This is a genomic window from Paracoccus sp. J55, from assembly GCF_000513975.1.
Taxonomy (GTDB): Bacteria; Pseudomonadota; Alphaproteobacteria; order Rhodobacterales; family Rhodobacteraceae; genus Paracoccus.
Genome location: NZ_KI911333.1, coordinates 10,745 through 34,161 on the forward strand (window position 1 = coordinate 10,745; position 23,417 = coordinate 34,161).

The following is a 23,417-nucleotide window of genomic DNA, read 5'->3' on the forward strand; positions in this document are numbered from 1 at the left end:
CGCCGTGATGACGACATTGTTGCCGACCTGGCTGGCGGCGGCGCGGATATCGGCCCAGCTGTCGAAGCGGCCATAGAAGGACAGGTCGATCACGTCGTCGTCATGGTCGAAATCGGTGATCCGGTCGCGCCCGCCGTTCCAGATGAAGACATCCGCGCCTTCCCCGCCGGTCATCGTGTCGTTGCCCCGGCCGCCGTTCAGGGTGTCGTTGCCCTCGCCCGCGATGATGCGGTCGTGGCCTGCCTCGCCGAACAGGCGGTCGTCGCCCTCGCCGCCGCGGATCAGGTCGTTGCCGCCCCCGGCGCGGATGGTGTCGTTGCCCTCGCCGCCGGCGATGGTGTCGCGCCCCCCGCCGCTGACCGAGCGGTCATTGCCCGAGCCGAGCGAGATCGTGTTGTTGCCGCCCCCGGCTTGCACGACATCATTGCCCTCGCCCGCCGTGATCCAGTCGTTGCCGCCCAGCGCCGTGATCACGTCATTGCCCGAGCCGCCGAGGATGCGGTTGTGGCCCGCGCCGGCGTCGATGCGGTCATTGCCCTCTCCGCCGTCCAGCGTGTCGTTGCCCGCGCGGCCCAAGAGCAGGTCATCGCCCGAGAAGCCCCAGATCTGGTCGGCGAACTGGGTGCCGACCAGGCGGTTGTCGTCGTCATTGCCACGAATTCTGGCCATGGTTTCTCTCCGTCACTTGGTTTGGACCGGCATGATCGAACCGTGATCCGCGCCCGGCTGCCGGTTCCTCCGGGGTGCGCGGAATGGGTCGTGCCTCAGGCACGGGCGGCAAGCCGCTGGCCGACCAGCAGCATCCGCATGGTGTTCTCGGCGGCGTTGCGCAGCAGTTTCGCGCCCTCGCCGATGGCCTTTTCCAGCGAGCAGGGCCGCCGCATGATCGAGGCATAGGCGCCGATCCCGTGCTCATAGGTCTGGCGTGCCCCCTTGCCGATGGTGCCCGCCAGCGCGACGGTCGGAATGCCGATCGCCTCGGCGCGGCGGGCGACCTCGCAGGGGACCTTGCCGAAGGGACTTTGCGCGTCCAGCGCACCCTCGGCGGTGATGACCAGATCGGCGCGGCCCAGCAGCCGGTCGAAATCCAGGTAATCCAGCATGACCTGGAAACGCGGATGCAGCACCGCGCCGGCAAAGGCCACCAGCCCGGCGCCAAGCCCGCCCGAGGCCCCGGCGCCCTGCATCGGCGCCACGTCTCGGCCCGTGGCCGCCATGATCGCCTTGGCATAGCGGGCCATGCCGCGGTCGAGCTGCTCGACCTGCTCGGGGGTCGCGCCCTTTTGCGGGCCGAAGACGCGAGCCACGCCGCGCGGTCCCAGCAGCATGTTGTGCCAGTTCACCGCCGCGTCGATCCGGACTCCGGCCAGCCTCGGGTCCAGCCCCGAGACGTCGATCTGCGCCAGATGCTCCAGCGCGCCGCCGCCCTCGGGCAATTCGCGCCCCTCGCCGTCCAGCAGCCGGGCGCCAAGCGCGCGCGCCATGCCCGCACCGCCATCGTTGACGCCGCTGTCGCCGCAGCCGATCAGGATGCGGTCCACGCCGTGGTCCAGCGCCTTCAGGATCAGCTCGCCCACGCCGCGGCTGGTGGTCAGGGTCGGGTCGCGCCGGTCGCGCGGCACCAGCGACAGCCCGGCAGCGGCGGCCATCTCGATCACGGCGGTGCGCGGCCCGTCGCCGCCCATCAGCCCCCAGAAACTGTCCACGGATTGGCCCACCGGGCCGGTCACGCCGGCCTGCATCAGCCGCCCGCCGGTCGCGGCGACCAGCGCCTCGGTGGTGCCCTCGCCGCCATCCACCATAGGCGCGGTCAGGATGGTCGCATGGGGGGCGGCGCGGCGGACGCCCCGCGCGATGGCCTCGGCCACATCCTGGACCGAAAGCGATTCCTTGAAGCCCGAAGGCGCGATCAGGACGGTGAGAGACATTTTCATATCCTTTCCGGTTGTCTGAAGGGGTTACGCCCGCGCCCCCTGCCTTATTCCCGGCAGGGGCGAAAAATTCCGCCCAGGCGCTGAAAAAAGGCGGCCCCGGGGCCGCCCTTTCATCGCATTTGCAGCGCATTACCGGATGACGAACCGGATGCCCGCGGGCCGCAGGACGCGGTTCAACGCCCGCAAACCGGGCTCGGGGCGCGACTGGCGGACCTTGGGCGAGGATTTTTGCGAGGTGGCTTGGACCAGCCGCTGGGGTCGGGGCAAGGGCCGCGCTGCCTCGACCACCGGGGCGGCAGGGGGCGGCAAGGCCACGGCGGGCGCGACCAGCATGGCGGCAGAGATGGTCGGAAGGGCTGGAACGGGCGACGCTTGCGCATCGTCCCGCATCTGCGCCAATTGCGCGGGCCAGACCAGCAGGGCAAAGCCGACCAGCAGCGCCGTCACGACCGGCGCCAGCGGCAGCGCCAGCCGGATCAGGTCGCGCTGGCAGAAGCCCGCTTCCTCGGCCTGGCCGAAGATCGCCACCGGCTTGGCCGAAGCCATCATGCTTTGGCAAAAGCCCGTGCCCATCACCGCGACCATGACCATCAGCGCCGGGTCGTGCCCCATCGCCGCCAGCGGCAGGGCCACCGCCGGGATCAGCACCGCAGCCCGGGCCGAGCGCGAGGCGATCGCCAGATGCGCCAGCACCGCCACCGCCGACAGCAGCACCACCACGGCGGGCAGGCTGCTCGACAGGCCGGGCGGCAAGGCCGCCAGCGCCTGTCCCGCCAGCCAGCGGTCGGCGCCGGTCGCGACCATCGCCTCGGCCATCAGGACCGTCGCGGTCATGTAGAGCAAAAGCTCGGTATCGACAGCGCGGAAGATCTCCTTGGGCTTGCGGCTGGTAAAGGGTGGGGTCAGCAGCACCAGCGCCCCGATCAGCGCGACCAGAGCCATGCCGATCCCGTGCAGCCCGGCCGTCAGCCACAGGCCCACGACCAGCGCCAACACCAGCGCGATGCGGCGCTGGCGGGCGCGGGTGGCCGGGTCGGGCACCGGCGCCACGATGCGGGGCAACGGCGCCAGCAGCGCCTCGCGCGGGACGAACAGGCCCAGGATCAGGCCCGCGCCGGCAAGGCTGGCCAACAGCGAAAACGGCAGGCCGAGCATCGCCCATTCCACATAGCCAAGATGGATGCCGGTCGCGCCCCGGATCGCCTGCGCCGCCAAGAGATGCGCCCCCGCCCCGATCAGCGAGGCCCCGGCCGACAGCAGGATCACCGTCGGGAACAGCAGGGCAAGCGGGCGGCGCAGGCGCGGATCGGGCAAGGCCGCCGCGATGGCGGCAAATACCGGCAGCAGCAGCGCCGCCCGCCCCGAGGTCGAAGGCAGCACGAAGGCCGTGCCGGCGATGGCCAGCGTCAGCCACAGGAAGAAGGGCACGACCCGCATCCCCCGCGCCAGCAGCGGCGCGACCAGCCGTTGCGTCAGCCCCGCCTCTTTCGCGACGGCGGCGATGACGAAGGCCGACAGCAGCAGCCAGATCAACTCGCTGCCCAGGGCCGCGAAAAGCTGCGCCTCGGACAGCACGCCGCCAAGGACCAGCGCCAGCACGGCAGCCAGCGCCACCAGCGATTCCGGCAGACGCGTGCCGACCCAGCCAAGGATCGCGAGGCCCGAGACGGCCAGGGCAACCCGGCCCTCGGCCGAGAGCGTCTGGGGCAGGCCGGCCAGCAGCGGGATGGCAGCGGCCAGGACGGCGACGGCAAGGTGGCGCCGGCTTGGCTGCGGCAGGGCGGCAAGCGGGGACAGGCTGCGGGCGGTCATGGCGTTCTCCTGTGCATTTCCATGACAGGATTACGACAGCCCCGGCGGGTTATTCCCGCAGCATCGCTGCTTCTTCCTCGGGCGTCAGCGGATCGGCGGCGCCGATGGCGGCCAGCGCCGCGTCCATGGACCCCTCGCCCGAGGCCGGGCGATAGTCCGCGCCGCCTTGCTGCGCGGTCGCGGCAAAGCGTTCGTGCCAGCCATCGCCTTCGCGGCAGGCCAGCACGATACGCAGCGCCTCGTCCCGCGCGGTCTCGTATTCGCGGCAAAGCCTGCCGTCCGAGGCGCGGAAGGACGCGATCATGGCCAGTTCGCCGCCCTCCTCCAGCGGCTGGACCTGGCCCGAGGGCAGGCTTTCCAGCGCCGCCAGTTCCGCCGCGCCGATCCCCGGCGCGGGGGCATCCGTCCATTGCCACCAGCCAAGCCCCAGCGCGACGACGGCGGCCGAGGCCGCCGCGGCCAGCCAGGGCCTGCGGTTGAGATTGGCGGGACGCGGCGCGTCCGGCACCGGATGGGGCGCGGGGGCGGCGGCGGCGCGGATCATCGCGGCCAGCGGGTCCTCGCCGGCGGCATCCTTGCGCAAGCCCCCCAGCAGGCGCCGCGTCTCCTCAAAGCGATGCAGGCGGGCCTGCAGGTCGGGATCGCCCGCGACGACACGCCGGATCTCATCCGCGCGGGCGGGGTCCAGCTCGCCATCGGCCAGTGCCATCAGGGTTTCGTCGTCGATCTGCATCGCCCCATCCTTGTCGCGGTCCTGCCCCGAATACGCACCCGGCGTCATCTTATTCCCAATCTTTCCGAAAGGGCCAGCCGCGCGCGCGACAGGCGGCTCATCACCGTGCCCATGGGGATGTCCAGGATCCGCGCCGTCTCGGCATAGCTCATCTCCTCGACGCAGACGAGGTGCAGGATCTCGCGCTGGTCGGGGGGCAGGTCGGCCATCGCCGCCTCGACGCTTTGCAGCATCAGCCGCGCTTCCAGCCCCGGTCCGGGGTCGGTCGGCAGGACCTCGGGGATCTCGTGGATGTCGATCTTGGTGCCTTCCCGGCGTTGGCGGCGGGTCTGGTCGATGAAGGCGTTGCGCATGATGCGGAACAGCCAGGGCTCCAGCCGCTGCGCCCGGTCGAAGCTGGCCGCGTTGGCGATGGCGCGCTCGACCGTTTGCTGCACCAGGTCGTCGGCTTGGTCGCCGCGCCGGGTCAGCGACAGGGCATAGCGCCGCAGGTTGGGCAGCAATGCGATCATGGCCTCGGCGAAGCCTGCGTCCATTCACCCTCTCCACGGCGTCGGAAAATTGACCAGAGCAGGGAATAATGGAATCTGCAATGCGTAGAAAGTCCCGAAGCCGTCTCATAGCAAGGTGATGCCGATGCGCGTGCCGATAGTATTGCTGACCCTGATCCTGGCCGTCCTGCTGGCCGACATGCGCCCGCAGGCGACCGGCTGGGGGATATCCGGCGCATGGGCGGATGACGACGATGACGACGATGACGATGATGACGACGACGACGACGCGCCGGTCCGACGACGCGCGCCACGGGTCCAGCCCGCGCCCCTGCCCACCCGCGCCCCGAACGAGGTCATTGCGCGCGGACTGTCCGAAGCCGACCTGACCGTGCTGGAGGATACGGGCTTTCGCGTGCTGCGAGAGGTCACGCTGGCCGCCGACCGGCCGCTGCACCGGCTGCGCAAGCCCGACGCGATGACGATGGACGCGGCGCGCGAGACGGTGCGCCGGATGGGCTCGGCCGAGGCGGCGGATTTCAACCATTTCTACCGCCCCGGCAACGCCGCCGCGTCCTCGTGCCGCGGTGCGGATTGTCCGGCGCGGCAGATGATCGCCTGGCCCCAGGATACGGCCGGATGCGGCGGGCCGGTGCGCATCGGCATGGTCGATACCGGGCTGAACGCGGATCATGCCGTGCTGAAGGACGCGCGCATCCGGGTCCACCGGCTGGATCCAGGCGACGGGCTGGCCGCCTCGGACGCGCTGCACGGCACTGCCATCGCGGCACTGCTGGTCGGGCGGGCGGACAGCCGCACGCCCGGCCTGGTGCCAGGGGCCGAACTCGTCGCCGTCGATGCCTTCCACAAGCGAGGCGGGGACGAACGCGCCGACGCCTTCGCCCTGATCGAGGCGCTGGATTATCTGGCGGCGCAGGACGTGGACATCGTGAACCTGTCGCTGGCCGGCCCCCGGAACACCGCCCTGGGCCAGCAGATCCGCCGCATGGACCGGCAGGGCATCGTGCTTGTCGCGGCGGCGGGCAATGGCGGCCCGGCGGCCAAGCCGGCTTTCCCGGCGGCCTTCGCGCCCGTGATCGCCGTGACTGCCGTGGACCGCCGCGAACAGGTCTATCGCCGTGCAAACCGGGGCGAGCATATCGACCTGGCGGCCCCGGGGGTGAATGTCTGGACCGCGGCCTCGATCAGCGGCGCGCGGACGAAGACCGGCACCTCCTATGCGACGCCTTTCGTGACCGCCGCAGCAGCGTTGATCCTGCAAGCCCGGCCCGGCCTGACCCCGGCCGAGGTGCAGGCGCAATTACAGGAAACCGCGCGCGACCTGGGCAAGGCCGGCCCCGACGAGATCTTCGGCCACGGCCTTGTCCAACCCGTGGCCGAATGCCGGAACTGAACGCGACGGCCGCCGGGAAATCTTCCGGCAGTCGATTCCGGCAATCGACGGACCTCATCGCCATGCTGCTCTTGCCGGGCGGGGTGGCGGCCTTGCGGACCATGGCGCTCTTCGATCGGGGCCCTTAACCATGGCCCCGCAGGCGCCCGGCGGCGTCAGCGTGAAGGGCCCCGATCGAAGAGCGGCGAGAGCTTGCCTGACCCGGCGGTGCCGCATCGGAACGGGGGCGCCCGGCGCGTCCGTTCCGGCGACCGCGGCTGGCGGACATCCATCCCCCCATGGTCCGGGAGGGGCCGCACGGTCAGCCTGCTGACGGACCGGAGGCGGCGTCGCCCGCCGGCCTGTTCGCGTCGTCGATCAGGCGGCGGTGGCGGCGCGCCTCGGCCAGCACGTCCTCGAACCGGTCCAGCCCCTTGGCCTCCAGCGCCGCGATCAGCCGCAGATAGGCCTCGGCCGTGGCGCGGGCGTCGCCCATGGCGGTGTGGCGCGCCTCGGGCGGGATGACGATGCCCAGCCGCTCGGTCAGCGCATCCAGCGAATGCGGCGCCGACTGGCCCCAGAGCATCGCCGAAAGCAGCACCGTATCCAGCACCTGATTGTCGAAATGCGCCCCGGTCTCGGGCACCGCGCGGCGCAGGAAGCCCATGTCGAAGGGCGCATTATGGGCGACCAGCACCGTATCCTCGGCGAAATGGTGAAAGGCGGTGAGGGCTGCGACCATGTCGGGGGCGTCGGCCACCATCGCATCGGTGATGCCATGCACGGCGGTCGAGGCGGGCGGGATCGGCCGGCCGGGATGGACCAGCGTGTCGAAACGCTCGCCGGTCAGGCGGCCGCGGGCGATGCGCAGCCCGGCGATCTGCACGATGCGGTCGGTAGCGGGGTCAAGGCCGGTCGTCTCGGTGTCGAAGACGACGCAGGTCAGGTCGGCCAGGCGCGTCGAGGCCGCGCCCCGTCGCGACAGGGCGAAATCATAGGTCAGCCCGGTGCTGTCCGGCCGGCCCGGCGCGATGGGCAGCGGCAGGACCAGCCGCGCCTGACCGTCCCGCGCCTCGGCCCAGATGCCAGTGCCATGGGCGGCCAGGATCTCGTGCCCGGTCAGCTCGGGCTGGGCCGGGTCGGGCGGCTCGGCCAGCCAGGCCTCCAGCCGGTCCATGGGCAGCGGCGCCCCGGTCCAGAGCAGCAAGAGCCGCGCCTCGGACGCCTCGGCCCCGGCCTCGGTCTCGGCGGCAAGGCGGGGGGCCGCGCCCTGCTCGCGCAGGCGGCGGTCCAGATGGCGCAGCAGCCCGTTCACCCCGGCCGCGTCGGCCATCAGCACCAGCCGGGGCTGGTCGGGCGCCAGGTCCAGCCCGGCGGCCAGTTCGTTCAGCCCCGCCCCTCCGCGCGGGGCGTCGCCGCTCATCGCCTCGGTCAGTTCGCGCAGGACATTGGCAAGGCCCTGCCCCTCGCTCTGGATCGCCTGGGCCAGCGCGGGCGGGATCGGCCCCTCCAACGCACCCAGCATCGGGACCAGGGTCGCAGCGTGGCGGCGCAGAGTCTCCAGCAGGTCGCGCGGCGCGGGGTGCTGCGGCGGGCGGTCGTTCAGGATCAGCAGCGTGCCGCCATCGACCCGCCGCATGCGCCCCCAAAGCCGCTGCCCGGCCGAGGTCAGGCAGGTCAGGTCCGTCGCCGCCGCCCCCGCCGCCAGACGCGCCGCGCCGGCCTCCAACGCGCCGCCGGGCAGGTGGCGCTCGATGGGGCGGCCCAGCGCGATGCCGGGCAGAAGATGCGCGGCAGAGGCGTTGTAGAACATCACCCGCCCGGCCGGATCGGTCATCACCGCGCCGGCGCCGATATCGGCAAGGATGGATTCCAGCGTCTCCTTCTCGCGTTGCAGGTCGGCGGCATGTTCGGCGACGGCATCGGCCAGCGCCTCGGCCGAACGCGCCCGCGCCTCGGCGGCGTCGCGCGCGGCGGGGCCCAGATCGGCAAGATAGCGGGCCTCCTCGATCTCGGGCGCCTGGCCGGTGCGCAAGCCCCCGGCCAGCAGTTCGATCGGGCGGGCCAGGTTGCGGTCGAACAGGAACCAGATCCAGACGATCATCCCCAGCGCACCGAAGCCCGCGATCAGCGCCGCAAGCGCCAGCGCGTCCAGCATCGCCTGGACCGCGACGCCCCGGCCCGCAAGGCTTGCCCCCGCGACCCACAGCCCCGCCGCCAGGATCGCGAGGACGGCGCCCGCAAGCCCGGCAAAGATCAGCAGAATCCGGGCCCTCAGCGACAGCCGCCTCAGCATCGCCCGCCCAAGAGCCGCGCCAGTTCCGCGCGCAGCTCGGACAGCTCGAAGGGCTTGGCGATGAAGCCGTCCGCCCCCAGCGCCAGCCCCTTGCGCCGTTCCACCACCGAGCCGCGCGCGGTCATCAAAAGCACCCGCACGTCGTTCAGCGCCGGATCGGCGCGCACGTCCTGCACGATCTGGTAGCCCGAGACGTCGGGCAGCATCACGTCCAGCAGCACCAGATCGGGATGGCTGGCGCGGATCTCCTCGACCGCGCCGGCGCCGGTGGCCATGCGGCGGTGCTGATGGCCGTCGCGCGACAGCAGGAAATCCAGGGCGGTGGCGATATTGTCCTCATCCTCGACCACAAGGATCCTTGCCATCAGCCTCCTCCCTCGCAGACGGCGGAATAGGCCGGGTCCGAGGGGCCGGACGCCGACCATGCGCCGCGCGCCGGCCGGACCAGACCCTTCGCGCAATCGAATTCCTGCGGCACGACCAGCGTCGGGCCGCGCCGCTCGACCAGCGTGATCCCGGCCCGGCGGATGCCCTCGGCGGTCTCCGAGATGCCGGCCGGATCAAGGGCGGCAAAGCGGATCACCACCGGCGCCAGATAGGTCCAGGGCGCCCAGGGCTGGCTGTCGCGGCCCACCAGCAGGATCTGCGCATCCGCGGGCAGCCGGGCGACCGCGCGGTCATACCAGGCGTAATCGTTCCAGACCGCATAGGCCACCATCGCAAGGCCGATGCCCGCCGGCAGCAGCCAGCGCGCCGGCGTCCACCCCAGCTTGCGCAGCAGGTGCATCCCGGCATAAAGCAGCGCCGCCGCCCCCACGCCGACCGCGATCACGCCCAGCAGTTCGACCCCGATCCCGGTCATATGCCCCTCATCCCAACATTCCCTTGCCGTGGCCTAGCGCCGATTGCATCCCCCGCACCACCACGAAGGCGTCGCGCAGGTGGCTGCGCTGAAAGTCGGGCAGCGCGGCGGGGGACAGGTGGTTGCCCGGCCGTTCGCCGGCGCGGATCTGCGCGGCCTGGTTTTCCAGCCGCGTGGTCTGGATCAGGTCATAGGCCGCGATCAGGTCGCGCGCGCCGCTGCCCGAGATGATGCCCGCCCCCTGCGCCTCGACCAGCCGGGCGCGGGTATTGACCGGAGTCAGCTGCCCCTGCAACGCATAGATGCGGGCCAGGTCGGACACCGGCACGACGCCGCTAAGCTTCATGTCGATCTGGTTGCGATGCTCGCCGGTGCGTGCGGTCGCGAAGCCCCCGATCAGCCCCAGCGGCGGGCGGTGCTTCAACGCGTTCGAGATCATATGCGCCACGAAGATCGAGTTCTTCGCCGCCATCCGCAGCGCCTCGGCCTGCAGCCCGTCCAGCAGCGCCGCCTCGCCACCGATGGCGCGCAGGTCGAACATGACCGAGGCGAGCATCTGCGCCTCGGGGCTGGGATGGGCGATCCAGTCGCGGAAATAGCCGCGCCAGACCCGGCGCGGCTGACGCCAGCGCGGCGTGACGGCCATCATCTCGCCGGGGCAATAGACATAGCCGCAGGCGTTCAGCCCGTCGCAGACGAGGCGCGCCAGTTCGGCGAACCAGGGATCGTCCGGGTCGCAATCGTCGCCGAGGATCAGGCAATTGTCCTGATCCGACACGCCGGTCTGCTCCTGCCGTCCCTGGCTGCCGCAGGCCGCCCACAGCCAGGGGCCGGGCGGCGGCCCCAGCCGCGCCTCGGCCATGACCAGCAGGCGCCGGGTCACCGCATCGGCGATATCGGTGATCATGCGGGTGACGGTTTCGTGCCGGTGATGGCCATTGACCAGTTGCACCAGCAGTTCGGGGATGCGTGCGGTCGCCGCCGCCATGCCGCCGACATCCTCGGATTGCGCGATGTCGCGGATCAGCGCCGAGGCCGAGATCGCCTGCACCCGCGTCAGGTCGGTCTGGCTGACCATGCCGACGAAACGGCCCTTCTCGACCACCGGCAGATGGCCGATGCGGCGCTCCAGCATGATGTTCAGCACGTCGTAGCCCAGCTCCGAGGGCGAAAGCGTGATCGGATCGGGCGTCATCACCTGCGCGACCGGCACGTTCACGTCGCGCCCCTCGGCGACGATGCGGTTCGAGATGTCGCGGATGGTGACCAGCCCGACCAGCCGCTCTCCGTCCAGCACGCCGATGCTGCTGACGCGGGCGTCGCGCATGGCGCGCGCCGCCTCGATGGCGGGGGTTTCGGGCGTGCAGGCCAGCGGCGCCTGCCGCCCGATCAGGTCCCCGACCTTCAGCAGCCCCAGATCGCTCTCGCGGCCGCCGGGCAGGCCGCTGCGGTCGAAGAAGCGCGCCACCGCGCGATGGCTGCCGATCAGCCGCATCAGCTCGGCGCGGGGCAGCATCAGCACGGTCGCATCCTCGACAGCCGTCGCGGTGGTCACCGCCACCCCGTCGCGCAGCAGCCCCCTTTCGCCGAAGGAATTGCGCGCCACCAGTTCCGAAACGGAATCCCCGGCGGCATCCGAGACCCGGACCAGGCCGCTCTCGATCAGGTAAAGCCCCGCCAGCCGGTCGCCATGGCGATAGATCACGCTGCCGGCCGGATAGGTCCTGCGCCTGAACGACGCTGCCGCCCGCGCCAGCTCGTCCTGCGGCAGGCTGTCATAGGGATGAACCGAGGCGATGAATGCGGCGATGTCGTTCATGTCCTGCCCTGCCGATCGGCGGAAAGGCCGCGCCCCGCAGGGGGCGCGGCCGTTCGTCAGTGGGCCTGCGCCCCGCCGGCGCCGCGCGGGATGCGGATCGACTCGACCAGGTCGCGCACCTCGGCGGGCGGCTCCTTGGTGGCGCTGGACACCAGATAGGCCACCGCGAAGTTGATCACCGCGCCGACCGTGCCGAACGAGGCCGGCGAAATGCCGAACAGCCAGGCATCCGCGGTATCCGGCAGCATGTTGGTCCCCGAGATGAAGAACCAGCCCTTGTAGGTGAAGATGTAGACCAGCGTCGCGATGACGCCGGCCAGCATCCCCGCGATCGCGCCTTCCTTGTTCATGCGCGCCGAGAAGATGCCCATCATCAGCACCGGGAAGATCGAGCTTGCCGCCAGACCGAAGGCCAGCGCCACCGTCTGCGCGGCAAAGCCCGGCGGGTTCAGCCCCAGGATCGTCGCAACCAGGATCGAGACCGCCATCGAGACGCGGGCCGCGAACAGCTCGCCCTTCTCGCTGATGCCGGGGTTGATCGCGCCCTTGATCAGGTCGTGGCTCACCGCGCCCGAGATCGCCAGCAGCAGGCCCGCCGCGGTGGACAGCGCCGCCGCCAGGCCGCCGGCGGCGACGATGGCGATGACCCAGCCCGGCAGGTTGGCGATTTCCGGGTTGGCCAGAACCATGATGTCGTTGTTCACCGTGGTCAGCTCGTTGCCCTGCAGGCCCTGCTCGGCGATCACCGCGGCCAGCTGGTCGTTCGCCGCCCCGGCCTCGTTGTAGTACTGGATCAGGCCGTCGCCGTTCTTGTCCTCCCAGTTCAGCAGGCCCGTCACCTGCCAGTTGCGCATCCAGTGCAGATCCTCGCGGTTCTGGATGTCCTCCAGCGACACGGCGGGCTGGCTGAAGGTCTGGCCCGTCTCGGCGCCCGGCCACATGGTCGCGGTCAGGTTGAAGCGCGCCATCGCACCCACCGCCGGCGCGACGGTATAGAGCAGCGCGATGAAGACCAGCGCCCAGCCCGCCGATTTGCGCGCATCGGCCACCTTCGGCACGGTGAAGAAGCGGATGATGACATGCGGCAGGCCCGCGGTGCCGATCATCAGCGCCATGGTGAACAGCACCATGTCCAGCGTCGACTGGTGATGCCCGGTATAGGAGCGGAAGCCCAGATCGGTGACCACCTGGTCCAGCGTCGCCAGGAACTTGGTGTCCGATGCGTTCAGCGTGCCGAACAGCCCGGTCTGCGGCAGCACATGGCCGGTCAGCTGCAGCGCGATGAACACCGCCGGGATGGTATAGGCGATGATCAGCACGATGTATTGCGCCACCTGCGTATAGGTGATGCCCTTCATCCCGCCCAGCACGGCATAGACGAAGACCAGCGCCGCGCCGATCCACAGCCCGGTCGAGCTGGACACCTCAAGGTAGCGCGAGAAGGTCACGCCGACGCCGGTCATCTGGCCGATCACATAGGTGATCGAGATGATCAGCAGGCAGATCACGCCGATGATCCGCGCCGTGCCGGAATAGAAGCGGTCGCCGATGAATTCCGGCACCGTGAACTTGCCGAACTTGCGCAGATAGGGCGCCAGCAGCATCGCCAGCAGCACATAGCCGCCGGTCCAGCCCATCAGATAGGTCGAGTTGTCATAGCCGGTAAAGGCGATGAGGCCCGCCATCGAGATGAACGAGGCCGCCGACATCCAGTCGGCCGCCGTGGCCATGCCGTTCATGACCGGGCTGACGCCGCGGTTGGCGGCATAGAATTCGGCCGTGGAGCCGGCGCGGGCCCAGATCGCGATGCCGATGTAAAGCGCGAAGGACGCGCCGATGACAAGAAGGTTGAGGGTGAACTGGCTCATCGGATGCTCCTCACTCGTCCACGCCGTGTTCGGCATCAAGCCTGTTCATGCGCCAGGCGTAGAAGAAGATCAGCACGATGAAGACCAGGATCGAGCCTTGCTGCGCGAACCAGAACCCCAGGTCGGTTCCCCCCACCGAGATGCCGGCCACCAACGGCCGCAGGATGATCCCGAAACCATAGGAGACCAGGGCCCAGATGATCATGCACAGCCAGATCAGCCTCAGGTTGGCCTGCCAATAGGCGTTTGACGATTGTCTGTCACTCATGTCCTTGAATCCTCCCTTTTTCAGACATGTCGTTCCGTCTTTTCCGGCGTGGTTGCGCCCCTCCGTTCCCCCGGCGGAAAAGGGCCGGGGGCATCTTCCGTGCCCGGTTCAGTGCCGGTTCATTCTGTTTTCGATGAGTTCGTCGACGACGGCGGGGTCTGCGAGGGTGGAGATGTCGCCGAGGGCGGCGAAATCGTCCTCGGCGATCTTGCGCAGGATGCGGCGCATGATCTTGCCCGAACGCGTCTTCGGAAGACCCGGCGCCCATTGGATCAGGTCCGGCTTGGCGATCGGCCCGATCTCGGTGCGCACCCATTTCTCCAGGTCGGCGCGCAGCTCGTCGCTGGGCTCCACCCCGTTCATCAGCGTCACATAGGCATAGATGCCCTGGCCCTTCAGCGGATGCGGATAGCCCACAACCGCCGCCTCGGCCACCTTCTCATGCGCCACCAGCGCCGATTCCACCTCGGCCGTCCCCATCCGGTGGCCCGAGACGTTGATCACGTCGTCCACCCGCCCGGTGATCCAGTAATAGCCGTCCTCGTCCCGCCGGCAGCCGTCGCCGGTGAAGTAATAGCCCGGATATTGCTGGAAATAGGTCTCCATGAAACGCTGGTGGTCGCCCCAGACCGTGCGCATCTGACCCGGCCAGCTGTCGGCGATGCACAGCACCCCCTCGGCCGGGTCGCCCTCCTGCACCGCCCCGCTCGCGGCATCCAGAACCACCGGCCGGACCCCGAAGAAGGGCAGCGTCGCCGAACCCGGCTTGGTCTCGATGGCGCCCGGCAGCGAGGTGATCATGTGGCCCCCCGTCTCGGTCTGCCACCAGGTGTCCACGATCGGGCAGCGCCCCTTGCCGACATGCCGGTCGTACCAGACCCAGGCCTCGGGGTTGATCGGCTCACCCACCGTGCCCAGCACCCGCAGGCTGGACAGGTCGTATTTCTCGACCCATTCCGGCCCCTGCCCCATCAGCGCCCGGATCGCGGTCGGCGCGGTGTAGAACTGGTTGACCTTGTGCTTCTCGCAGACCGCCCAGAAGCGGCCAGCATCGGGCCAGGTCGGCACCCCCTCGAACATCAGCGTCGTGGCACCGTTGGCCAGCGGGCCGTAGACGATGTAGCTGTGCCCGGTCACCCAGCCCACGTCCGCCGTGCACCAGAACACGTCGCCGTCGCGATAGTCGAAGACGTATCGATGCGTGATCGCCGCGAACAGCAGGTAGCCGCCGGTGGAATGCACCACCCCCTTGGGCTTGCCGGTCGAGCCCGAGGTGTAAAGGATGAACAGCGGATCCTCGGCCCCCATCGGCCGCGGCGGGCAGTCGGGGCTGACCTCCTCCATCAGCTTCAGCACGTCCACGTCGCGCCCCTCGATCCAGGTGGTCTGGTCGCCGGTATGCTTGACCACCAGGCAGCGCACCCGGTCCGAGCAATGCAGAAGCGCCGCGTCGGTGTTCGACTTCAGCGCCGTCTTGCGGCCGCCGCGCGGCGCGGTGTCGGCGGTGATCACCAGCTTGGCGCCGCTGTCGTTGATGCGGTTGGCCAGCGCGTCGGGCGAGAAGCCGGCGAAGACGATGGAATGGATGGCGCCGATGCGCGCGCAGGCCAGCATGGCATAGGCCGCCTCGGGGATCATCGGCAGGTAGATCACCACCCGGTCGCCGCGCATCACCCCCTGCGACAAGAGCACGTTGGCGAAGCGGTTCACCTTGTCGGACAGCTCGGCATAGGTGATGTGGCGCGCCGGCCGGGCCGGGTCGTCCGGCTCGAAGATGATCGCGGTCTGGTTCGCCCGCTCGGGCAGGTGGCGGTCGACGCAGTTCACCGAGGCGTTCAGCACCCCGTCCTCGAACCATTTGATCGAGACCCGGCCCATGGTGAAATCCGTGTCCTTCACCCGGGAATAGGGCTTGATCCAGTCGAGCCGCAGCCCCTCGCGCCCCCAGAACCCCTCGGGATCCGAGAGCGATTCGGCATAGAGCCGCGCATAATCCCCAGGCCCCGCATGCGCAGCAGCAAAGCCAGACGGAACAGGATGTTTCTCAAGCGATTCAATGGACATGGCGCGCCTCCTCTACTCGCGACAGGATCGGTCCGCGACGCTCCCACCCTCCTCAAGGTGCCGCAAGCAAGCGTCCGCATGCCGATTGGCCGTGATGTTAACAGTAATCTCTATTTTCCGTAAACCATTTTTTTAAAAAGGGAATTTTGTAAATTTATTGACGACGATAAGCTTATTTTTGTAAATTATTCACAGGATCGTCAGCAGACCGGGGGTCCGGCCACTGACGCGCCGCGATCTCGGTCGCCCGCCGCAGGCTCGGCGGCGCGGCGGCGACGGCCTTCAGCCCGGTCCTGACCCGGTCCAGCACCTCGCCATCGGCGCGCTCGGCATAGACCATATGCGTCGAATGCGAGAATTCCGGCGCACCGGGCACCAGGGACAGCCGTCCCACGGTCAGGAAGGGCCGGACGATCCCAAGCCGGAAATAGCCGCAGCCGCCCACCGTCAGCAGATAGGTCAGCGCCAGCGGCCCCAGCGAGATCGACACGGGCGGGCTGAGATCGGGAAACGAGGTCTCGAAACTGGCGGCGAAATTCGGCCCCCAGTCGACATGAATGAAATCCTCGGCCGCGAAGCGCCCATCCGCGGCGCTGCTGACCAGCACCAGCTTTTCCTCGGCCAGCAATTCGTTGACGAGGTTCGGCGCATGGGGCGGGTTGTAGAGCACCGCCACATCCATCGAGCCCTCCTGCACCCGCGCCATCAGGCTGGCCGGGCCGTCCACCTCGGCCCGCAGCGCGATGTCCGGGCATTCGCGGCGCATCCAGATCAGCCAGTCGGCCAGCAGCGGATGCCACAGGCTCAGTTCTCCGCCCAGATGGACGCCGGCGCTGCGGCCGGGCGGCAGGGCGACCTGCTGGCGCGCCCGTTCCAACAATTGCAGCATGGCGGTGGCATGGCGCACCAGCCGCTCGCCCGAGGGCGTCAGCCGCGCGCCGGCCTTGTTGCGGATGAACAGCCGCCGGCCCAGGCTGTCCTCGAGCGTGCGGATGCGGGCGCTGACCGCGGTCTGGGTGATGTTCAGCCGGTCGGCGGCGGCGACGAAGCTGCCGGAATGCACGACCTCGAGAAAGGTGCGGGCCTGATTGGTGTCCATGAAATAAGAATAAAATTATTGCTGATAACTGCAATATAATGAATTTGCCTGTGCCATGCCAGAGTGCCATCTTGCCCGGGGAACAGGGCCGCCCCCGCCGCGCTTCGCAGGCGCGGCGGGGCCGACGCCCCTGGACGACGAAGATCGAAAGGACATCACCATGTCACTGCAACTGGGCCAGATCGCGCCCGATTTCGAACAGGACAGCACCGAGGGTCCCATCCGTTTCCACGACTGGCTGGGGGAAGCCTGGGGCGTCCTGTTCAGCCATCCCAAGAACTTCACCCCGGTCTGCACCACCGAGCTGGGCGAGGTCGCCCGGCTGAAGCCCGAATGGGACAAGCGCGGCGTCAAGCCGCTGGGCCTGTCGGTCGATCCGCTCTCGGCGCATGGCGAATGGTCCCGGGACATCGCCGAGACCCAGGGCCATGCGCTGAACTTCCCGCTACTCGCCGATGCGGACGGCCGGGTCGCGCGGCTTTACGGCATGATCCACCCGGAAAGCGATCCGACGCTGACGGTGTGGGCGGTCTATATCATCGATCCGGCGAAAAGGATCCGGCTGGTCCTGACCTATCCGCCAAGCTCGGGCCGCAATTTCGCCGAGATCCTGCGCGCCATCGACAGCCTGCAGCTGACCGATGCCGAAAAGGTCGCGACCCCGGCGAACTGGAATCCGGGCCAGCCCGTCATCATCCCCGCCAGCCTGTCCGATGCCGAGGCCGGGCAGCGTTATCCGCAGGGCTGGCGGACCCTGCGCCCCTATCTGCGCGTCGTCGATCTGGCTGCGCAGGACTGACCTGGAAAGGAGCCCGCGATGGCAGAGGATGAGTTAAGCGACCGCAGCATCGCGGCAGCCCATGGCGTCGGCGGCCGCGACCGTTTCGGCGCCATCGTGCCGCCGATCTATCTCAGCACCAGCTATGCCTTTGCCGGCTTCGACCGGACGCGCGGCTATGACTATACCCGTGCCGGCAATCCCAGCCGCGACCTGCTGGCCGAAACGCTGGCCGGGCTGGAGCATGGCGCGGGGGCGGTGGTCACCTCCTCGGGCATGGCGGCGCTGGACCTGCTCTTGGCGCAGGTGCCGCCGGGCGGGACGATCGTCGCGCCGCATGACTGCTATGGCGGCACGCAGCGCCTGCTGACGGCGCGGCGCGACCGCGGCGCCTTCCGGCTGGCGCTGGTCGATCCCGCCGACCCCGCCGCCATGGAAGCCGCGCTGGCCGAGCGCCCGGCGCTTCTGCTGATCGAAACGCCCAGCAATCCCTTGATGCGGGTGACGGACATCGCCGCGCTGGCCGCGCTGGCGCATGGGGCCGGGGCGAAAGTGGCAGTGGACAACACCTTCCTGTCGCCGGCCTTGCAGCAGCCCTTGCTGCTCGGCGCGGATTTCGTGGTCCATTCCACGACCAAATATCTCAACGGCCATTCCGACGTGCTGGGCGGCGCAGTGGTGGCGGCACGGGCCGAGGATGCCGGCGCGCTGGCGGAATGGGCGAACATCACCGGCAGCGTCGGCTCTCCGTTCGACGCCTTCCTGACCCTGCGCGGCATCCGCACGCTTTTCGCCCGCATTGCCCAGCAGCAGGCCAGCGCCATGGCGGTGGCGGAGTTCCTGCGCGACCGGCCCGAGGTGGCGGCGGTGCATTATCCCGGCCTGCCCGAGCATCCCGGCCATGCGCTTGCCGGCCGCCAGCAGCGCGGCTTCGGCGCCATGCTCAGCTTCGAGCTGCGGGGCGGACTGCCGGCCGTGCGCCGCTTCGTCGAGGCGGTCCGGGTCTTCACGCTGGCGGATTCGCTTGGCGGGGTGGAAAGCCTGATCGCCCATCCGGCGACCATGACCCATGTCAGCATGGGCGCCGAGGCGCGGCGCGGCGCCGGCATCGGCGACGGGCTGCTGCGGCTGTCGGTCGGGCTCGAGGACGAGCGCGACCTGCTCGGCGGGCTCGATGCGGGCTTCGCGGCGCTCGGCGCGTAATCGCGGCTGTGCGGCCCGGTCAAGCGCGGACGCGCCGGGCCCCGCACACATGTCGCGCCAAGATCACCGTCCGGCAGATCCCGACCGGCAGCGGCCTCATCGCCTGCAATTCGCTGCTGCGCGGACCGGATGGATGCGCCGCGCGAAGCCCGGGCCCGGCGGCTGCGGCCCCGCAGGAACAGCAGGCTACAGGCATGTGCGCCGCCGGGGGCGGCCGTGCAGGATGATGTTCATGCATGATGCGGAAAGCTTGCGCGCCGCCCGGCCGTTTCCCTGCCCCGTCAGCCGCGGCCGGTTCCGTGCGGATGCGCAGCTTCGATCCGGGTGCCCGGAACCCCGGCCAGCAGCCTTTCCAGCGCCGGGCGATCCGCGGTCAGGCAGGCAGCCGTGGACAGCGCATCGGCCAGCGCCGCGCCGGGTGCCGAGATGCTGACCGAGCGCCAAGCCGGAGGCGCCGGCATTCCGCTGCGCGGATCGAGGATATGGCCGTCGCGTCCGGCGGCGTCGAAACAGGTGCCCAGCGGCGCCGAGGTCGCCAGCGCCCGGGCGCGCAGGCCCACCGCACCACCCCCGGCCAGCCGCACCGGCCATTCCGTGCCGTCGGGCCGGGCGCCCAGGGCCCGCAACTCGCCGGTATCGATCAGGATGTCGTCCAGCCCCTCGGCCTTAAGCAGCGAGGCGACGCGGTCGGCGACATAGCCCTGCCCGATGCCGTTCAGCGTGATCGCCATCCCCGGCTCCAGCGCGATGCGTGCCGCGTCCAGCCGCAGGCGCCGCCAGCCGGTGCGGGCCAGCGCCTCGCGCCGCGCCTGCGGCGAGGGGCGGCGTCCTGCCGCAGCGGCCTCGGCCCAGAGCGACCAGAGCGGCTGCACGGTCGGATCGAACAGCCCGCCGCTGGCGCGATGCACCGTCCCGGCCAGAGACAGGCATTCAAGCAGTTCGAAGGGCGGCGCATCCAGCGCCCCCTCGCGGTTCAGGCGGGAAAGCGCGCTGTCCGGGCGATAGAGGCTGAGGATGTTTTCCAGCCGGTCGATCTCGGCCAGGCAGCGGGCGGTGATCGCCTCGGCCTCCGGGTGGTCGATGCGGATCGAGGCACGGGCGCCGAGCGCCTGCCCGACCCAATGCCGGCCCGGCTGGGCGCGCGAGGCCGCAGGCAGCAGCGCCATGGCGGCGGTGATGGTCAGAAAGCGACGGCGGGACAAGGTCATGTCGCGGGCTCCTCGGGTTGGCTCAGCGCGCGCAGGCGTTCAAGGAAATCGGCGTCCGAGCCGCTGTCGGCCGCGGTTTCCTCGGGCGTCAGCACCATCTCGTCGGGGATCGCGTCAAGCGTCATCACCTGCCCGCCATGGGCGGCGGCAAAGGCCCCGGCAGCCTCGCGGCTGGAGAAAGGCACCGCCTCGGGCGCGCCCATGCCGCCCATGCGGGCCGAGCCCATGACGTAGAAGGCGTCGCCGGCCGGAATCCAGTTGCCCTCTCCCGGCTCTTCCCAGCTTGCGCCTGCCCTGCCCATGTCGTTGACATGGATGGCCAGGATCGGGTGGCTCTGTTCCGGCATCCTCGCATAGGCGATGGCGTCGCGGACCTGGCTGAAGAACAGGGGCGTGCCCGGCATCCCCTCCAGATGCACCTGCGCCTTGGGGCCGGGATGCTCCAGCAGGTTCATCTGGCAGAAATGGCCCAGCGTCTGGGCGTTCAGCTCGACCGGGCCGGTGTCCTGCGCCACCTCCTCGCGGCAGGCGGCAAGGCCCAGCAGCAGCACCAGCAGAAGCGCATGTCTCATGGCGTGACCTTTCGGAATGCGGCAATGGCAAGGCCAAGCGCGGCCAGCGGCCAGGCCAGGACCGACAGCGCCGATTGCCAGAGCGGGATGGTCGCGGCGGCCCCGCCCACGCCGGCGGCGGCGGCGGTGGCCTCGGCGGCCGAGAGGTTGAACAGGCGGAAGGCATCGGCCGGGTTGGCCAGCAGCGCGACCGGCAGTACCTCGGTGGTGAAGCCGCCGCCGCCATCGGCGACGATCAGCGCCAGCAGGCCCAGGTCGTAAAGCACCACCAGACCCAGCCACAGCCCGACCGCCAGACCCGCCGCACCCGAGGGCCGCCGCGCGATGCTGGACAGCGCATAGCCCGCGCCGAGGAAGGTGGCACCGAGCAGGATCGAGCTCCACATCAGCCGCCACAGCGCCGGGAGGCCGGCGGTCGAGGCCGGATCGGTCCAGACCGCCGCCAGCGCCGCCGCGCCGTAGCCGGCCCCGACCGCCAGCGCCAGGATCGCCATATGCGCGACCAGCTTGCCCGCCAGCACCTCGGCCCGCGCCACCGGATAGGTCAGAAGCAGGGGCAGCGTGCCGCGCTCGACCTCGCCGGCGACGGCGTCGAAACTCATCAGCAGCGCCAGCAGCGGCACCAGATAGACGGCCAGCGAGGTCAGCGAGGCTACGACAACCGACAGCCGGTCGGCGCCGATATCGCCGGTCGGCGCGGCGCCGGCCGCCGCCAGCACCAGCGCGAAGACCACCATCAGCCCGGTGGCGATGGCCACCCAGCGGTTGCGCAGCGCGATGCGGAACTCCAGCGCCGCGGTGGAAAGGATGCGGCGGATCATTGCCCGTCCCTCCGGCTGAAATGGCTGTAGATGTCTTCCAGGCTGGGCGGGATCACGTCCAGATCGGCGACCTGCCCGCCCAGCCCAGCGATGCGGGCCAGCAGGCCCAGCTTTTCGTCCTGGGCGCAGGCCAGGTGCAGCGTGCCGTCGCCCGCCAGCCGCGCCTGCGGCAGCGCATCGGCCAGCGCCCCCGCCGCGCCCTCGGCGGGCGTCACCGTCAGCCCGACCGGCAGGGCGGCGCGGCGGCGCAGCTCCGCCAGCGTGCCCTCGGCCACCAGCCGGCCCTGCGACAGGATCAGGATGCGGTCGGTGCGGGCCTCGACCTCGGTCAGCACATGCGAGGACAGCAGGATCGCCGCCCCCTCGGCCGCCAGCCCGTCGAGCAGCGCATAGAAATCGCGCCGCGACACCGGGTCGAGCCCCGAGGTCGGCTCGTCCAGCACCAGCAGCCGCGGCCGCCCGATCAGGGTCTGGGCCAGGCCGACGCGCTGGCGCATGCCCTTGGAATAGGTGCCGATGCGGCGACGCGCGGCCTTGGCCAGCCCGACCCGCTCCAGCAGTTCCATGGCCCGGCGCGGGCTTTCGCCGCGCAGGGACAGGTAATGGCGGATCTGCTCCTCTCCGGTCAGGGCCGGGTGGAAGGCGGCGTTTTCCGGCAGATAGGCCACCTGCATGCGCGCCTGGGCCGAGCCGGGCGCGGCGCCGCAGACGCGCACCTCGCCGGCATCGAACGGGATCAGGCCCAGGATGATCTTCATCATCGTGGATTTGCCGGCGCCGTTATGGCCCAGCAGCGCGACGCGCATGCCCGGCCCGAGGTCCAGCGAGACCTCGGCCAGGGCCTCGACGCTTTGGAAGCGCTTAGTGAGACGCGAGATCGTCAGGGTCGATGTCATCGTAAGTTCCTTTTGCCCAACGCCCGGCGGCCTCGGCCTCATAGGCCGCGATCTCGGGCGGGACGGGGATGGTCAGGGGCCGCATCAGCGGCGCGCTGTCCTGCACGCCGCCCGGCAGGGTGGCGGGAAAGCTCTGCTGGCTCCAGCGGATCAGCTGCACGGCGGGGGCGCCGGTCAGGAGTGCGGCGGCAGGCTGCGACCACAGGATGTGGTCCATCAGGTCGTTGGGGCGATAGACCCCGTCGGCGATGCCGTCGCCGTTCAGGTCGAAGCCCGGATGGTCGGACCAGAAATTGCCGCGCCCCTCGTGGCTCCATTCGATATGGCGGGTGCCCACGTATTTCACCTGCTCGCGATTGCCGATGAAGGCGTTGCCGCTCAGCACGTTGCGCTCGGACCCGGCGGTGAAATGGATGCCGATGCCGCAATCCTGGAAACGGTTGTTCCAGATCAGGTTCTTGTGCGCGTTATAGATGAACAGGCATTTCCGGGAACCGCCGCGGATCAGGTTGCCGGTCACGTCGGCATTGTTGGCATAGTTCAGCATCAGGCCGTGCTCGCGGTCGCCCAGGCTGCGGTTGTCGCGGATCACCGCCCGGTCCGAGAACATGATGGCGAAGCCCAGATGGTTGCCGATGCTGACATTGCCCGACACCTCGGTGTTGCGGGTATACATGAAATGCACGGCAAAGCGCAGGTCGCGAAACAGGTTGTCGCGATAGAAGCTGTCGGCGCTGGCATTCGAGAAGATGCCGTCCCGGCCGAAGCGGACGCTGTTGCCCTGAACCAGCGCGCCGGGGCTGTTCCAGACATAGATGCCGTTGCCGCGCTCGTTCATGCGGGGGTCGCGGGTGCCGATGATCTCGTTGCCGACGATCCTGGCGTCGCGGCCGCCATGCAGGTCGATGCCGTGCATGTTCCCGGTCAGCCGCAGCCCCAGCACCTGCGCCCGGTCGGCGCCCTTGAGGATCTTGACCCCGGCGTCGAGGTCCTTGTTCGCCATGCCCGAGCCGGTGACCGAAAAGCCCTGCAAGGTGACGTCGGGGGCGTCGATGGTGACGACCGTGCCCTGCCCCTGCCCGTCCACGACGGCGGCGCGGCCGCCGGCGATGGTCAGCGGCCGGTCGATGGTGACGGGGCCGGCATGGACCCCGTCCTGAAGCCGCAGCACATCGCCGGGGGCGGCCCCGGCGATGGCCTTGGCCAGGCTGCCCGGGCCCGGCGCCACGGCATGCTCGGCCGCAAGCGCGGGCCAGGCAATGAGCAGGGCGAGGGCAAGGGTCAGCAGGCCGCGCATCGG

Annotated in this window: 21 protein-coding genes; 3 read left to right on the plus strand and 18 right to left on the minus strand. The window is 70.0% G+C overall.

The genetic code is table 11. The features are described 5' to 3' along the window. The 5 genes from PARJ55_RS22835 to PARJ55_RS0120680 form a co-directional block, all read right to left on the minus strand. Positions 1-669: calcium-binding protein (locus PARJ55_RS22835; RefSeq protein ID WP_051416399.1), on the minus strand; the 669-nt coding region annotated here is incomplete at its 3' end. 95 nt (positions 670-764) lie between these two features. Continuing rightward, entirely contained in the window at positions 765-1,928 is a 1,164-nt protein-coding gene (locus tag PARJ55_RS0120665; protein ID WP_028714679.1) for a glycerate kinase, read from the minus strand. A 135-nt stretch (positions 1,929-2,063) separates the two neighbouring features. Next, positions 2,064-3,746: an SLC13 family permease gene (locus PARJ55_RS22840; protein WP_051416400.1), complete on the minus strand. Its 1,683-nt coding sequence runs from the start codon at positions 3,744-3,746 to the stop codon at positions 2,064-2,066. Positions 3,747-3,795: 49 nt separating this feature from the next. After that, positions 3,796-4,479, minus strand: a complete 684-nt coding sequence (locus tag PARJ55_RS0120675; RefSeq protein ID WP_028714680.1) for an anti-sigma factor — start codon at positions 4,477-4,479, stop codon at positions 3,796-3,798. 44 nt (positions 4,480-4,523) lie between these two features. Then, the gene (locus PARJ55_RS0120680) at positions 4,524-5,015 is read right to left on the minus strand and encodes an RNA polymerase sigma factor (protein ID WP_028714681.1); all 492 of its coding nucleotides are present in this window, start codon (positions 5,013-5,015) and stop codon (positions 4,524-4,526) included. Positions 5,016-5,115: 100 nt separating this feature from the next. On the opposite strand from PARJ55_RS0120680, the gene PARJ55_RS24840 reads away from it, so the two are divergent. Further along, positions 5,116-6,384, plus strand: coding sequence for a S8 family serine peptidase (locus PARJ55_RS24840; RefSeq protein WP_084637949.1), 1,269 nt, complete (start codon positions 5,116-5,118; stop codon positions 6,382-6,384). Between the two features lie 301 nt (positions 6,385-6,685). Here the strand turns inward: PARJ55_RS24840 and PARJ55_RS0120695 are convergent, their stop codons facing one another. The 8 genes from PARJ55_RS0120695 to PARJ55_RS22845 form a co-directional block, all read right to left on the minus strand. Next, a complete protein-coding gene (locus tag PARJ55_RS0120695; protein WP_028714683.1) occupies positions 6,686-8,659 on the minus strand; it encodes a 3'-5' exonuclease in 1,974 nt (657 codons plus the stop codon). Continuing rightward, on the minus strand, positions 8,653-9,024 hold the full coding sequence (locus PARJ55_RS0120700; RefSeq protein ID WP_028714684.1) for a response regulator transcription factor: 372 nt from the start codon (positions 9,022-9,024) through the stop codon (positions 8,653-8,655). Before PARJ55_RS0120700 ends, PARJ55_RS0120695 begins: the two co-directional genes overlap by 7 nt. Next, positions 9,024-9,521, minus strand: coding sequence for a hypothetical protein (locus PARJ55_RS0120705; RefSeq protein ID WP_028714685.1), 498 nt, complete (start codon positions 9,519-9,521; stop codon positions 9,024-9,026). The genes PARJ55_RS0120700 and PARJ55_RS0120705 overlap by 1 nt, the downstream gene beginning before the upstream one ends. A gap of 7 nt (positions 9,522-9,528) precedes the next feature. Then, positions 9,529-11,340 carry a DUF294 nucleotidyltransferase-like domain-containing protein gene (locus PARJ55_RS0120710; protein ID WP_028714686.1) on the minus strand — a complete coding sequence of 604 codons (1,812 nt, stop codon included), beginning with the start codon at positions 11,338-11,340 and terminating at the stop codon, positions 9,529-9,531. Between the two features lie 56 nt (positions 11,341-11,396). Then, positions 11,397-13,208 carry a sodium:solute symporter family protein gene (locus PARJ55_RS0120715; RefSeq protein ID WP_028714687.1) on the minus strand — a complete coding sequence of 604 codons (1,812 nt, stop codon included), beginning with the start codon at positions 13,206-13,208 and terminating at the stop codon, positions 11,397-11,399. A gap of 10 nt (positions 13,209-13,218) precedes the next feature. Then, the gene (locus PARJ55_RS0120720) at positions 13,219-13,476 is read right to left on the minus strand and encodes a DUF4212 domain-containing protein (protein ID WP_028714688.1); all 258 of its coding nucleotides are present in this window, start codon (positions 13,474-13,476) and stop codon (positions 13,219-13,221) included. Positions 13,477-13,584: 108 nt separating this feature from the next. Continuing rightward, positions 13,585-15,540, minus strand: coding sequence for an acetate--CoA ligase (gene acs, locus PARJ55_RS0120725; RefSeq protein ID WP_028714689.1), 1,956 nt, complete (start codon positions 15,538-15,540; stop codon positions 13,585-13,587). 172 nt (positions 15,541-15,712) lie between these two features. Next, a complete protein-coding gene (locus PARJ55_RS22845) occupies positions 15,713-16,639 on the minus strand; it encodes a LysR family transcriptional regulator (RefSeq protein WP_084637950.1) in 927 nt (308 codons plus the stop codon). Positions 16,640-16,799: 160 nt separating this feature from the next. On the opposite strand from PARJ55_RS22845, the gene PARJ55_RS0120735 reads away from it, so the two are divergent. Together PARJ55_RS0120735 and metB are read left to right on the plus strand one after the other, a co-directional pair. After that, positions 16,800-17,438: a peroxiredoxin gene (locus tag PARJ55_RS0120735; RefSeq protein WP_028714690.1), complete on the plus strand. Its 639-nt coding sequence runs from the start codon at positions 16,800-16,802 to the stop codon at positions 17,436-17,438. Between the two features lie 18 nt (positions 17,439-17,456). Continuing rightward, complete coding sequence (gene metB / locus PARJ55_RS0120740) at positions 17,457-18,620, plus strand: cystathionine gamma-synthase (RefSeq protein WP_028714691.1); 1,164 nt, start codon at positions 17,457-17,459, stop codon at positions 18,618-18,620. A gap of 281 nt (positions 18,621-18,901) precedes the next feature. Here metB and PARJ55_RS0120745 read toward each other — a convergent pair whose 3' ends face one another. Genes PARJ55_RS0120745 through PARJ55_RS0120765 form a run of 5 tightly spaced genes read right to left on the minus strand, consistent with a single transcriptional unit; the run spans position 18,902 to position 23,414 of the window. Then, a complete protein-coding gene (locus PARJ55_RS0120745; RefSeq protein WP_028714692.1) occupies positions 18,902-19,828 on the minus strand; it encodes an FAD:protein FMN transferase in 927 nt (308 codons plus the stop codon). Further along, positions 19,825-20,400, minus strand: a complete 576-nt coding sequence (locus PARJ55_RS0120750; protein ID WP_028714693.1) for a nitrous oxide reductase accessory protein NosL — start codon at positions 20,398-20,400, stop codon at positions 19,825-19,827. Before PARJ55_RS0120750 ends, PARJ55_RS0120745 begins: the two co-directional genes overlap by 4 nt. Next, positions 20,397-21,221, minus strand: a complete 825-nt coding sequence (locus tag PARJ55_RS0120755; RefSeq protein WP_036714785.1) for an ABC transporter permease — start codon at positions 21,219-21,221, stop codon at positions 20,397-20,399. Before PARJ55_RS0120755 ends, PARJ55_RS0120750 begins: the two co-directional genes overlap by 4 nt. Beyond that, the gene (locus PARJ55_RS0120760; RefSeq protein WP_028714695.1) at positions 21,218-22,117 is read right to left on the minus strand and encodes an ABC transporter ATP-binding protein; all 900 of its coding nucleotides are present in this window, start codon (positions 22,115-22,117) and stop codon (positions 21,218-21,220) included. Before PARJ55_RS0120760 ends, PARJ55_RS0120755 begins: the two co-directional genes overlap by 4 nt. Beyond that, on the minus strand, positions 22,083-23,414 hold the full coding sequence (locus PARJ55_RS0120765) for a nitrous oxide reductase family maturation protein NosD (RefSeq protein WP_028714696.1): 1,332 nt from the start codon (positions 23,412-23,414) through the stop codon (positions 22,083-22,085). Before PARJ55_RS0120765 ends, PARJ55_RS0120760 begins: the two co-directional genes overlap by 35 nt. Between the last annotated feature and the right edge of the window lie 3 nt (positions 23,415-23,417).

Coding starts and splice junctions, on each gene's coding strand:
- PARJ55_RS0120665 (WP_028714679.1), bottom strand. CDS start 1,928: ATGTCTCTCACCGTCCTGATCGCGCCTTCGGGCTTCAAGGAATCGCTT.
- PARJ55_RS22840 (WP_051416400.1), bottom strand. CDS start 3,746: ATGACCGCCCGCAGCCTGTCCCCGCTTGCCGCCCTGCCGCAGCCAAGC.
- PARJ55_RS0120675 (WP_028714680.1), bottom strand. CDS start 4,479: ATGCAGATCGACGACGAAACCCTGATGGCACTGGCCGATGGCGAGCTG.
- PARJ55_RS0120680 (WP_028714681.1), bottom strand. CDS start 5,015: ATGGACGCAGGCTTCGCCGAGGCCATGATCGCATTGCTGCCCAACCTG.
- PARJ55_RS24840 (WP_084637949.1), top strand. CDS start 5,116: ATGCGCGTGCCGATAGTATTGCTGACCCTGATCCTGGCCGTCCTGCTG.
- PARJ55_RS0120695 (WP_028714683.1), bottom strand. CDS start 8,659: ATGCTGAGGCGGCTGTCGCTGAGGGCCCGGATTCTGCTGATCTTTGCC.
- PARJ55_RS0120700 (WP_028714684.1), bottom strand. CDS start 9,024: ATGGCAAGGATCCTTGTGGTCGAGGATGAGGACAATATCGCCACCGCC.
- PARJ55_RS0120705 (WP_028714685.1), bottom strand. CDS start 9,521: ATGACCGGGATCGGGGTCGAACTGCTGGGCGTGATCGCGGTCGGCGTG.
- PARJ55_RS0120710 (WP_028714686.1), bottom strand. CDS start 11,340: ATGAACGACATCGCCGCATTCATCGCCTCGGTTCATCCCTATGACAGC.
- PARJ55_RS0120715 (WP_028714687.1), bottom strand. CDS start 13,208: ATGAGCCAGTTCACCCTCAACCTTCTTGTCATCGGCGCGTCCTTCGCG.
- PARJ55_RS0120720 (WP_028714688.1), bottom strand. CDS start 13,476: ATGAGTGACAGACAATCGTCAAACGCCTATTGGCAGGCCAACCTGAGG.
- acs (WP_028714689.1), bottom strand. CDS start 15,540: ATGTCCATTGAATCGCTTGAGAAACATCCTGTTCCGTCTGGCTTTGCT.
- PARJ55_RS22845 (WP_084637950.1), bottom strand. CDS start 16,639: ATGGACACCAATCAGGCCCGCACCTTTCTCGAGGTCGTGCATTCCGGC.
- PARJ55_RS0120735 (WP_028714690.1), top strand. CDS start 16,800: ATGTCACTGCAACTGGGCCAGATCGCGCCCGATTTCGAACAGGACAGC.
- metB (WP_028714691.1), top strand. CDS start 17,457: ATGGCAGAGGATGAGTTAAGCGACCGCAGCATCGCGGCAGCCCATGGC.
- PARJ55_RS0120745 (WP_028714692.1), bottom strand. CDS start 19,828: ATGACCTTGTCCCGCCGTCGCTTTCTGACCATCACCGCCGCCATGGCG.
- PARJ55_RS0120750 (WP_028714693.1), bottom strand. CDS start 20,400: ATGAGACATGCGCTTCTGCTGGTGCTGCTGCTGGGCCTTGCCGCCTGC.
- PARJ55_RS0120755 (WP_036714785.1), bottom strand. CDS start 21,221: ATGATCCGCCGCATCCTTTCCACCGCGGCGCTGGAGTTCCGCATCGCG.
- PARJ55_RS0120760 (WP_028714695.1), bottom strand. CDS start 22,117: ATGACATCGACCCTGACGATCTCGCGTCTCACTAAGCGCTTCCAAAGC.
- PARJ55_RS0120765 (WP_028714696.1), bottom strand. CDS start 23,414: ATGCGCGGCCTGCTGACCCTTGCCCTCGCCCTGCTCATTGCCTGGCCC.